10 protein-coding genes are annotated in these 10439 nt (G+C 44.5%); 6 read left to right on the top strand and 4 right to left on the bottom strand.

The genetic code is table 11. The annotated features are described in order from the left end of the window. Window positions 1-303, top strand: a 303-nt coding sequence (locus BLQ44_RS03210; protein ID WP_143004681.1) for an IS3 family transposase, incomplete at its 5' end; no start/stop codon positions are given. A 66-nt stretch (window positions 304-369) separates the two neighbouring features. Here BLQ44_RS03210 and def read toward each other — a convergent pair. After that, window positions 370-924: a peptide deformylase gene (def, locus tag BLQ44_RS03205; protein WP_093191979.1), complete on the bottom strand. Its 555-nt coding sequence runs from the start codon at window positions 922-924 to the stop codon at window positions 370-372. Window positions 925-1051: 127 nt separating this feature from the next. Between def and BLQ44_RS03200 the strand changes: the two genes are divergently transcribed. The 5 genes from BLQ44_RS03200 (at window position 1052) to lpdA (ending at window position 6937) form a co-directional block, all read left to right on the top strand. After that, window positions 1052-1708 carry a YkyA family protein gene (locus tag BLQ44_RS03200; protein ID WP_245688081.1) on the top strand — a complete coding sequence of 219 codons (657 nt, stop codon included), beginning with the start codon at window positions 1052-1054 and terminating at the stop codon, window positions 1706-1708. A gap of 423 nt (window positions 1709-2131) precedes the next feature. Then, window positions 2132-3214: a pyruvate dehydrogenase (acetyl-transferring) E1 component subunit alpha gene (pdhA, locus tag BLQ44_RS03195; RefSeq protein WP_093191975.1), complete on the top strand. Its 1083-nt coding sequence runs from the start codon at window positions 2132-2134 to the stop codon at window positions 3212-3214. Between the two features lie 3 nt (window positions 3215-3217). After that, a complete protein-coding gene (locus BLQ44_RS03190; protein ID WP_093191973.1) occupies window positions 3218-4195 on the top strand; it encodes an alpha-ketoacid dehydrogenase subunit beta in 978 nt (325 codons plus the stop codon). A gap of 27 nt (window positions 4196-4222) precedes the next feature. Further along, on the top strand, window positions 4223-5527 hold the full coding sequence (locus BLQ44_RS03185) for a dihydrolipoamide acetyltransferase family protein (RefSeq protein WP_093191971.1): 1305 nt from the start codon (window positions 4223-4225) through the stop codon (window positions 5525-5527). 3 nt (window positions 5528-5530) lie between these two features. Further along, the gene (gene lpdA / locus BLQ44_RS03180) at window positions 5531-6937 is read left to right on the top strand and encodes a dihydrolipoyl dehydrogenase (protein WP_093191969.1); all 1407 of its coding nucleotides are present in this window, start codon (window positions 5531-5533) and stop codon (window positions 6935-6937) included. Between the two features lie 194 nt (window positions 6938-7131). On the opposite strand, the gene BLQ44_RS03175 is transcribed toward lpdA, so the two are convergent. The 3 genes from BLQ44_RS03175 to BLQ44_RS03165 form a co-directional block, all read right to left on the bottom strand. Further along, window positions 7132-7491, bottom strand: coding sequence for a hypothetical protein (locus BLQ44_RS03175; protein WP_093191967.1), 360 nt, complete (start codon window positions 7489-7491; stop codon window positions 7132-7134). 209 nt (window positions 7492-7700) lie between these two features. Further along, window positions 7701-9236, bottom strand: coding sequence for a glycine betaine uptake BCCT transporter (locus tag BLQ44_RS03170; RefSeq protein ID WP_093191965.1), 1536 nt, complete (start codon window positions 9234-9236; stop codon window positions 7701-7703). An 18-nt stretch (window positions 9237-9254) separates the two neighbouring features. Beyond that, a complete protein-coding gene (locus BLQ44_RS03165; RefSeq protein WP_093191963.1) occupies window positions 9255-10325 on the bottom strand; it encodes an FUSC family protein in 1071 nt (356 codons plus the stop codon). Between the last annotated feature and the right edge of the window lie 114 nt (window positions 10326-10439).

The raw sequence follows: 10439 nt of genomic DNA, 5'->3' as shown, positions 1-10439 counted from the left end.
ACCATCCACTCTGATCAAGGCTGGCATTACCAACACCGCAAGTGGGTGAAAACCTTAAAGAAACATCGTATCTTCCAGAGTATGTCCAGGAAAGCTAACTGCGCTGATAATGCGGCGATGGAGAATTTCTTCGGGATTCTCAAACAGGAAATGTATTACGGAGAAGAATTGGTTTCTTATGAAGAGCTTGAGAGAAAGCTCGAGGGATACATGGACTACTACAACCACGAACGCGTAAAAGTAAAATTGGCTGGCTTAAGTCCTATTCAATACCGGACTCAAACCAGCAAATCAGCTTCATAATAAAAACTCTAACTTTTAGGGGTCACTACCTTTCTCAATTGCAGAAAGGCCGGTCTTTTTTGATGTTTATCTATCCGCCGGAGTGGCATTCTCAGGAAGAGCGTATGGATCTTCCTTATCAATGTGGTCATAGAACATGACGCCGTTCAAATGGTCGATTTCATGCTGGAACACGATAGCTGCAAAGTCTTTCAAGCGGAGTTTGACTTCCTCTCCTTCGAGATCCGTAGCTTTGATGGTAATTCTGCGATAACGTGGTACATAACCCGGAACTTCACGATCGACCGATAGGCATCCTTCTCCTGTCGAGAGGTAGGTCATTTCCACCGAATGGCTTACGATTTTAGGGTTGAAAAGCCCGTAGCTATACTCTTTTTCTTTCAGGTCGGTGAAGTGTACGGCAAGCATACGTTTGTTCACATCAATCTGAGGGGCAGCGAGACCGACGCCAGGGCGTAGTCCATAGCGGTCACAGACTTCTTCGTCCTGGCTGTTTTTTATAAATTGAAGCATTTCGGAAAGGGTGTGTCTTTCTTCTTCTGTCGCGGGGAGTTCCACTTCCTCAGCTTTCTTTCTGAGAGCCGGGTGACCCTCGCGGACGATATCTTCCATTGTAATCATCTATCTCATCCTTTCTTCCTCGATAAACGTAAGAAAATAATCTTTTCATTCTATTCCATTTATTATACTATTGTAGATATGGATGAAAAACAATGAAAGTTTTCGATCGTTAAGGGGGAGCGAGACCGTGTTAAGAAAATCAATTGCGTTCGTTTTTATAGGGGTGCTCGCAGTACTAGTCGGATGTTCCGGTCAGTCTGCAAAGGAAGAAATGTATGACCATCTCGAGAAAACAGTGACGCTCGAAGATGCATTTAAAGAACAGCAGTCGGCATTGAGCGAACTTGAACAGGAAGAGCAGAAGCTTTACAACCAGATCATCGATTCCAGCATGAATGATTTGGAAAAGATCCAGCAACTATCGGATGAAGCACTCGCTTTAGTGGAAGAGAGAAAAGAAAAGCTCGAGCTTGAAAACGAAAGTATCCAGTCAGCGAAAGAGGAATTCAGCAAAGTGGCTCCGTTGATCGGGGACATAGAAGACAATGAAGAAGCACAGTCTGTCGCGAATGATCTTGTAGCTGCTATGGAGGAACGATATGCCGCTTATGAAAAGATGCATAGCGCCTATCAGGAAGCTCTGAAGCTTGATGAAGAACTTTACACGATGCTGAAACAGGAGGACCTGGAAGAGGAAACGCTTCGCTCCCAAGTGGAAAGCATCAATGAAAAATATCAGCAGGTAATCGAAATCAACGATACCTTCAATGAAAAAACAGAAAGCTTCAATAAATTGAAGAAAGATTTTTACGAGGCGGCGGACCTGAACGTAAGCTATGAATAATCCGCAGAGTAAAGACCGTTCCTGATGAACGGTCTTTTTCTTTTGCATGTCAGCTTGTTTTAGTCTACAATTGCAACAGAAGGATAGAGGAAGTGATACAGATTTTGTCTGAGGGGATTAATTGCCGTCAAGCGTGCCAGAAGCGAGATGGCCTTTCTTTATTTACCTTGGTAGTCCAAGGGCTATTGACTAATTCATGAATGGTGAGCTAAACTATTTAAGGATTAAAGATTGTACCAGTGAGTTAAATCGCTTTTTGTGTAACAGTTATATATCGTAATAAATGATTAAAGAATTATCTATTCGGGTATCACGAATAAGAGGTAACAGGTACAGTTTTTCCTTAAGTTGGCTACACTGAAATGAAAGCTCCTCTAAGGGGCACTTACATCTTTTTATATGGAAAGGAAGAGGTGACAGACATTGAAACGAACACTTGAAAACATCGAAAATCAGTTCGAAACGTTTCAAATTCTGAACGAAGAAGGCGAAATCGTAAATGAAGATGCGATGCCTGATCTATCAGATGACGACTTGAAAGAAATTATGCGCCGCATGGTATACACAAGAATCCTTGACCAGCGTTCAATTGCTTTGAACAGACAGGGACGTCTTGGTTTCTACGCACCGACAGCAGGGCAGGAAGCTTCTCAGCTAGGCTCCCAGTACGCGCTTGAACAGGAAGATTTCATTCTACCTGGATATCGTGACGTACCTCAGCTTATCTGGCAGGGACTTCCGCTTACTAAAGCGTTCCTATTCTCCAAAGGTCATTATGTAGGAAACCAGATGCCTGAAGGAGTGAACGCGGTAAGTCCGCAGATCATTATCGGTGCCCAAATCACTCAGGCGGCCGGTGTAGGGATCGGATTCAAGAAACGTGGAGAGAGCAATGTAGCTATCACATACACAGGTGACGGCGGTGCTTCTCAGGGTGACTTCTATGAAGGTGTCAACTTCGCCGGTGCTTTCGGTGGACACAACATTTTCGTAGTACAGAACAACCAATTCGCTATTTCCGTACCTGTCGAAAAACAGTCTGCCGCTCAGACCATCGCTCAAAAAGCAGTCGCGGCCGGTGTTGAAGGAATCCAGGTAGACGGCATGGACGTACTTGCTGTTTATGCTGTGACGAAAGACGCGCGTGAACGTGCTATTAACGGAGAAGGACCGACGCTGATCGAAACGATGACGTACCGTTATGGTCCTCACACAATGGCAGGGGATGACCCGACACGCTATCGTACAGGAGACATGGACGATGAGTGGGAGAAGAAAGATCCGATCGTCCGTTTCCGTAAATATCTCGAAGGAAAAGATCTCTGGAGTGAAGACGAAGAGAACGAAGTAATCGAGAAAGCGAAAGAAGAAATCAAAGCTGCCATTAAAGAAGCAGACAACACACCTAAACAGAAGGTCACGGACCTGATGGATATCATGTATGAAGAACTTCCACAGAACCTGAAAGAACAGCGGGAAGAATACGCAGAAAAGGAGTCGAAGTAAATCATGGCACAAATGACAATGATCCAAGCCATCACGGACGCGATGCGCACAGAACTCGGAAATGATGAAAATGTGCTAGTCTTCGGGGAAGACGTTGGTCAAAATGGCGGCGTATTCCGCGCAACTGAAGGCCTGCAGGACGAATTTGGTGAAGACCGGGTGTTTGACACTCCTCTAGCTGAATCAGGAATCAACGGTATGGCAGTAGGTCTTGCCCTTACAGGCTTCCGCCCTGTACCTGAAATTCAGTTCTTCGGTTTCGTATACGAAACAATGGATGCAATCAGCGGTCAAATGGCTCGTTACCGTTACCGTTCCGGTGGTACACGCCAGATGCCAATTACTGTTCGTTCTCCTTTCGGTGGAGGCGTACACACACCAGAACTTCATGCGGACAGCCTAGAAGGATTGATGGCGCAACAGCCGGGCCTCAAAGTTGTTATTCCATCAAACCCTTATGATGCAAAAGGTCTCCTGATCCAGTCCATCCGTGATAATGATCCAGTGATTTTCCTTGAGCATATGAAACTTTACCGTTCCTTCCGTGAAGAAGTTCCGGAAGATGAATACACGGTGGAACTCGGAAAAGCGAACGTGAAGCGTGAAGGTACAGATGTGACTCTAGTCGCTTATGGCGCAATGGTCCACTCTGCACTGAAAGCAGCTGAACAACTTGAAGAAGATGGAGTTTCTGCTGAAGTGATCGATCTTAGAACTGTAAGCCCTGTCGATTACGAAACGATTCTTGAGTCTGTAGAAAAGACGAATCGCGCTGTAGTCATTCAGGAAGCTCAGAAGCAGGCAGGTATCGCGGCAAGTATCGCTGCTGAGATCCAGGAAAAAGCGATCCTTCATCTAGAAGCACCAGTGATGCGTGTAACAGCTCCGGATACAATCTATCCTTTCACTCAAGCGGAAGGTGTATGGTTGCCTGACCACACGTCGATCATTGAAAAAGTCGAAAGCGTAATGAATTTCTAAAATAGACCAAGTAGGAGGTTTTCCCAAATGGCATATGAGTTCAAATTGCCTGATATCGGTGAAGGTATCCATGAAGGTGAGATTGCAAAGTGGTTTGTAAAAGAAGGGGAAGAAGTATCTGAAGATGATGTGCTTTGTGAAGTGCAAAACGACAAAGCAGTCGTAGAAATCCCTTCTCCCGTTGATGGTACTGTAAAAGCAGTTCATGTCGGCGAAGGCGAAACGACTACTGTAGGAACGGTAATCATCACGTTCGATGCAGAAGGGTACGAAGACGACGATTCTTCTGATGACAGCCAGGAAGAAGCGAAAGAAGAGCAGGAAGATGTGAAAGAAGAACCAAAAGAAAAAGAAGAGAAACAGCCTGCAGCTTCCGGTTCTGACGACTCTGAAGAAGATGATGGAACGCGTGTCATCGCTATGCCTTCCGTACGAAAATATGCACGTGAAAATGACGTGAACATCCAGAAAGTACAAGGATCCGGTAAGAACGGTCGCGTACTTAAAGAAGACATCGATGCATATGTAAGCGGCGATCAGCCTGCTGCATCTGAAGGAGAAGAAGCTCCTGCAGAGGAAGCTCAAGCTGAATCCGGAGAAAGCAAACAGCAGGTTCCTTCCGGCGAAGCTTATCCGGAAACCCGAGAGAAGATGAGTGGCATGCGTAAAGCGATCGCTAAAGCAATGGTCAACTCGAAGCAGACGGCACCGCATGTTACACTGATGGATGAAGTGGACGTGACGGAACTTGTCGCTCACCGTAAGAAATTCAAAGAAGTTGCTGCTGAGCAGGACATCAAGCTGACATACCTTCCGTATGTTGTGAAAGCCCTTGTGTCTACGCTTAAGAAGTATCCAGTACTGAATACTTCCCTGGATGATGAGACGAACGAAATCATTCAGAAGCATTATTACAATATCGGTATTGCTGCTGATACAGACAAAGGTCTACTTGTACCAGTTGTAAAAGATGCCGATCGTAAAGCTGTGTTCTCGATTTCTGATGAAATCAACCAGTTGGCTGTCAAAGCACGGGACGGAAAACTTTCCGGCGAAGAAATGAAAGGTGCTTCTACAACGATCACTAACATCGGTTCTGCTGGTGGTCAGTGGTTCACACCTGTCATCAACCACCCGGAAGTTGCTATCCTCGGTATCGGTCGTATTGCGGAGAAACCTATGGTACGTGACGGAGAAGTAGTCATCGCTCCTGTACTTGCTATTTCTCTCAGCTTTGACCACAGAATTATCGATGGCGCAACTGCCCAGCATGCGATGAATAACATCAAGCGTTTACTGAACGATCCACAACTAATCATGATGGAGGCGTAAAGTATGGTAGTAGGAGATTTCCCAATCGAATTGGACACACTAGTAGTAGGAGCAGGACCAGGCGGCTATGTAGCTGCCATCCGTGCTGCTCAAACAGGTCAGAAGGTTGCTATTGTAGATAAAGGCAACTTGGGCGGCGTCTGCCTGAACGTAGGTTGTATTCCGTCGAAAGCTCTCATCGAAGCTGGTCACAACTTCGAAAAAGCTAAAGGTAATGCAGACATGGGGATCTCTTCTGAGAACCCTACTGTAGACTTTTCTAAAGTTCAGGAATGGAAAGGCGGCGTCGTGGAGAAATTGACCGGCGGCGTACAGGGACTCCTGAAAGGGAACAAAGTGGAGATCTTGAGAGGCGAAGCATATTTCGTCGATCAAAACACCGTTAAAATCATGGATGATAAGCAGTCTCAGACGTATAAGTTCAATAACTGCATCATCGCTACAGGTTCAAGACCTATTGAAATTCCTAATTTCAAATTCTCTGATCGTGTTCTTGACTCCACAGGAGCTTTGAACCTTGAAGAGATTCCAGAGAAGCTTATTGTAATCGGAGGAGGCTACATCGGTACAGAACTCGGTACTGCTTACGCTAACTTCGATACGGAAGTGACTATCCTGGAAGGTACGGACCGTATCCTGAACGGATTCGAAAAAGATCTCGTTCAACCGGTTACGAAAAACCTTAAGAGTAAAGGCGTTGACGTTGTAACGAATGCAATGGCTCAAGGCGTAGAAGAAACGGACAATGGTGTGAAAGTGACCTATGAAGTCAAAGGCGAAGAGAAGACAGTAGAAGCTGATTACGTGCTGGTTACTGTCGGCCGTCGTCCGAATACGGATGAACTGGGTCTAGAAGAGATGGGAGTCGAAATGGACGACAAAGGTTATATCCAGGTGGATAAACACAGTCGTACAAACTTCGATAACATCTATGCTATCGGAGATATCGTGCCAGGCCCACCTCTTGCTCACAAAGCATCTTATGAAGGTAAAATCGCAGCGGAAGTTATTTCCGGTGAAAAAGCGGAAATCGACTATCTCGCTATTCCAGCCGTTGTATTCTCCGACCCTGAGATCGCTTCTGTCGGGTATACGAAAGACACAGCGAAAGAAGCCGGTTATGAAGTGAAAGAATCCAAGTTCCCATTCCAGGCGAATGGTCGTGCTCTTTCTCTTAATAACACAGATGGTTTCCTTAAGCTCGTGACTCGCAAAGACGATGGGCTTATCATTGGTGGTCATGTTACAGGACCGAATGCCAGTGATATGATCGCTGAAATCGGACTTGCTATCGAGACAGGAATGACAGCCGAAGATCTATCGCTTACCATCCATGCTCACCCTTCCCTGGGAGAGATCAATATGGAAGCAGCGGAAGTAGCTATCGGTCGTCCTATCCACATTAAATAAGTATAAAGAGAAGCTTGCAGCTGAGAGAAATCTTTGCTGCAAGCTTTTTTGTTGTTCCAAGAGGATTATACGATGAGAGTTCAGCCAACCGATGAGTGTATATCAGACGTTCTGAGAGCTTATTGAATTGTAGGTGACATTTGATTCGTTGTATATAAAAAGAGCTGTGAATACGCTTCACAGCTCTTTTTGGTTTACTTATGCAAGATTGTAGTTAATTCATCGATAATTTGTTGCGTCGATAATGATTCCCCGGTGACTTTTCCGATTACCGATCCATTTTGTTTCACGATAATGGAAGGAATGTCTTTCGGGGAAGCAGCGACTTCCTGAGCGCTCATTTCTTCTTTTGTGAATTGGAAACTCTCTGTTTCATTTTCCTTGAATTCCAATAGAGCAGTCATAAACGGTTTTGATGTCGCTTTATCTTCTTCTGCCAATAATAATATTTCATAATTGTTGGAGGATGCATAAATGACATCAACCGTAGGATCTGTAAATTGTAGAGCCAGGATAAATAATAAAATATAACTAAGTAAGAAAGAGTATTTCATAGACGATTCGTCTCCTTCCGTTCAACTCTATACTTACAATAACAGACGAGTTTTGGAAAAGAGCGGTTGTAATCGAAATGTTAAGGAAAAGAAATCCATTTGTAGAAACAGGTCATACAAACGAAAAAGTAAGTAATATTCCGTGGTACGTCTCATGATATAAGAAGAGTGCCCCGGAAAACCCAGGGCACTCTTTGTTGAATTATTTATTATTTTTTCTTTTTCAAGTCTACTGTTTTGGCTTCGTCTTTGAAAGCTATCATCAGGGAGAAACAAATCATGATCAGTATGAACGTGAACGGGAAGGCGGAAATGATGGCTGCTGTCTGTAACGCACCCAATCCGCCTTGCCAAAGGAGTACAGAAGCTGCACCTGCCTGAATAACACCCCATGTAAATTTAACCTTACGATTCGGGTTCAGGCTACCACCTGTGGTTTGCATACCTAGAACAAATGTAGCAGAGTCTGCTGAAGTGATAAAGAATGTACTGATCAGCAACAAGCCTACAAATGACATGATGGATCCGAGTGGTACGTGCTCAAACATAGAGAACAGCGCTACTTCTGTACCAAGTTCCGCCATATCAGAATTGATATCGATTCCATCGAAATATTCCAGACCAATTGTTGTTCCGCCGAATGCGGAGAACCAAAGCGCACCGAAAATTGTCGGTACAAGTAATACACCAAGAACGAATTCGCGGATTGTACGTCCGCGGGAGACACGAGCGATGAATGTTCCTACGAAAGGTGCCCAGGAAATCCACCAAGCCCAGTAGAAAATCGTCCAAGCCTCTACCCATGTATTATCTTCCTCAGCGAAAGGGGTGAGTCGGAAACTCATATAAGGTAAGTCACGAATGTACCCACCGAAGGAAGTGGTGAAGAAGTCCATAATGAAGTTGGTAGGTCCTGCGAAAACCATGAATAGAAGAAGTAGCAGGGCCAGCACGATGTTCGTATTACTTAAATATTTGATTCCTTTATTCAAACCTGTCATAGCAGAAATCATGAATAGAATCGTTACTGCTACAATAATAATGAATTGCAAAGTAAATGTGTCTTCAAGACCTGGTATAGTGAACCCAAGACCACTTGATATCTGCAATGCACCTAGTCCAAGAGACGTTGCGACACCAAAGATTGTTGCAAATACAGCGATGGAGTCCACCGTAGTTCCGATAGGACCTTGCACGCGTTTTTCACCAAGAAGTGGTGTCAGTGTTGCACTGATAACACCTGGAGCTCCTTTTCTGAATTTGAAATAAGCAAGAGCCAGTGCCAATGTTGCATAAATGGCCCAAGGGTGAAGTCCCCAGTGGAAGAACGAGTATTTCATGGCTGAATATGCAGCATCAGGAGTCTGAGCTTCCTGTTCAGGTACAGCCGGTGTATGGAAGTGGGAGAGTGGTTCAGCAGCTCCCCAGAATACAAGCCCGATCCCCATTCCGGCGCTGAATAGCATAGCAAACCAGGTGATATATGGATATTCCGGCTCATCCTCCGGTTTCCCGAGTTTAAGCTTGCCGTACTTCGAGAAAACTAAGTAAATAGAGAATATAACGAATCCTGTCGCTGACAGTAGATAGAACCAACCGAATTTATCGGTGAGAAATCCTTGGATGATTCCTGTAACGTTGGACAAGTTACCGTCTGGGAGTACACTTTCAGGTATTACACCCCAACCGATAAACAAGAACGCAATTACTACAGAAATGTAGAATACTTTTGTTACTTGATTCATTGAGTGTTCATCCTTTCTTCAGTTTTTGTCACCATATGTGATGATATGGTCTCGATGCTTCGTCGTCAACTGATACATTTCTTCTAAGACGTCGTGGAAAGAAAGTAGTTCATATACTAATACCACTTCTGTAGCGAAATGATGCCTGAATCCGTCATTTTTCTCAAGGTGCTCTTCTCTCCATTTCCAGAAAAGCCGATCCAGATTTTCCACAAGTTTGAAATGTTCTTCACTGATTTCATGTCTTTCAGCTGTTAATGCTTTTTCGAACTTCGGTCCAAGATCCTTCAGCAATTCTTTCTCTGTCTCACTGAAAGCAGGGGAGGTTTCACACGCGAACGCCATATTCCCAAGGTGATGTACGAGTTGATGCATCAGAGAAAGATGCTCCTTCACGTATACTAGCTGTTTCAGATCCTTTCTGGAATGTCGGTGATATTTCCACTCTTCCCGCTGAAAACGCAGAAGGATTTCTGTTCGTTCCAACCGACTGGTCAGTTGACGATGCAATCGTCTGATGGAAGAGTTTTTATGTTTAGCTTCCCCTGTAACATTCATCATTATGCGACGAAGCAGCTGGCTTGCTGTGTGGTTCATTGTGTGAAGGTTCTGAAGGATCATCGGCGTGTAGTTCGGCGGGAGCAGAAAGAAATTTACAAGAGTAGAAACGACTATCCCAATAGAAGTAGTACCCAACCTTGTAACAAACGAAACAATTTCATTCCCTTGAAAATCGGGAATCATAGCGATGGCAGTGATTGTCGCTACCACAATCCCGTCATCAAGTTTCAGCTTATGGCATAATCCTATCGTAAGCATAGCAGCCAGCCCGAATGTAAGAGCCCCTTTTCCGAAAAGGGAGTACATGGAGACTGCTATCAGGGCGCCGAGAGCTGAAGCTGGGAAGCGAACGGCCGCTTTCCTGATTGACGCAACTGCTGTATGTTCAATAGTGACAACGGCAGTGATTACAGCAAAAATAACCGGCAGATTGAAAAAAGAACAAATTAGTGCTGTAAGAAACACAGAAATGCCGGTTTTGATCGTACGTCCTCCGAATAATTTGAAATGCTTCAAATACTCTTTCATGTGAGGGACCACCTTTACAGACTTCTCCACAAGTCACGGTTTCATATTATAATACAAAATTCGCATTATTAATAGAGAATATAGAAAAAGTGTACTATAATTGGAGAGGTTATA

It is taken from the genome of Salimicrobium halophilum, assembly GCF_900100295.1.
GTDB classification, from domain to species: Bacteria; Bacillota; Bacilli; order Bacillales; family Halobacillaceae; genus Salimicrobium; species Salimicrobium halophilum.
The sequence above is the reverse complement of the archived record's forward strand: the minus strand, read 5'-3'. Positions and strand labels throughout refer to the sequence as shown.

What these genes read in the sequence shown, in the direction of transcription:
- BLQ44_RS03190 (WP_093191973.1), top strand. Translation starts at nt 3,218, where the DNA reads ATGGCACAAATGACAATGATCCAAGCCATCACGGACGCGATGCGCACA.
- BLQ44_RS03185 (WP_093191971.1), top strand. Translation starts at nt 4,223, where the DNA reads ATGGCATATGAGTTCAAATTGCCTGATATCGGTGAAGGTATCCATGAA.
- lpdA (WP_093191969.1), top strand. Translation starts at nt 5,531, where the DNA reads ATGGTAGTAGGAGATTTCCCAATCGAATTGGACACACTAGTAGTAGGA.
- BLQ44_RS03165 (WP_093191963.1), bottom strand. Translation starts at nt 10,325, where the DNA reads ATGAAAGAGTATTTGAAGCATTTCAAATTATTCGGAGGACGTACGATC.
- BLQ44_RS03175 (WP_093191967.1), bottom strand. Translation starts at nt 7,491, where the DNA reads ATGAAATACTCTTTCTTACTTAGTTATATTTTATTATTTATCCTGGCT.
- def (WP_093191979.1), bottom strand. Translation starts at nt 924, where the DNA reads ATGATTACAATGGAAGATATCGTCCGCGAGGGTCACCCGGCTCTCAGA.
- BLQ44_RS03170 (WP_093191965.1), bottom strand. Translation starts at nt 9,236, where the DNA reads ATGAATCAAGTAACAAAAGTATTCTACATTTCTGTAGTAATTGCGTTC.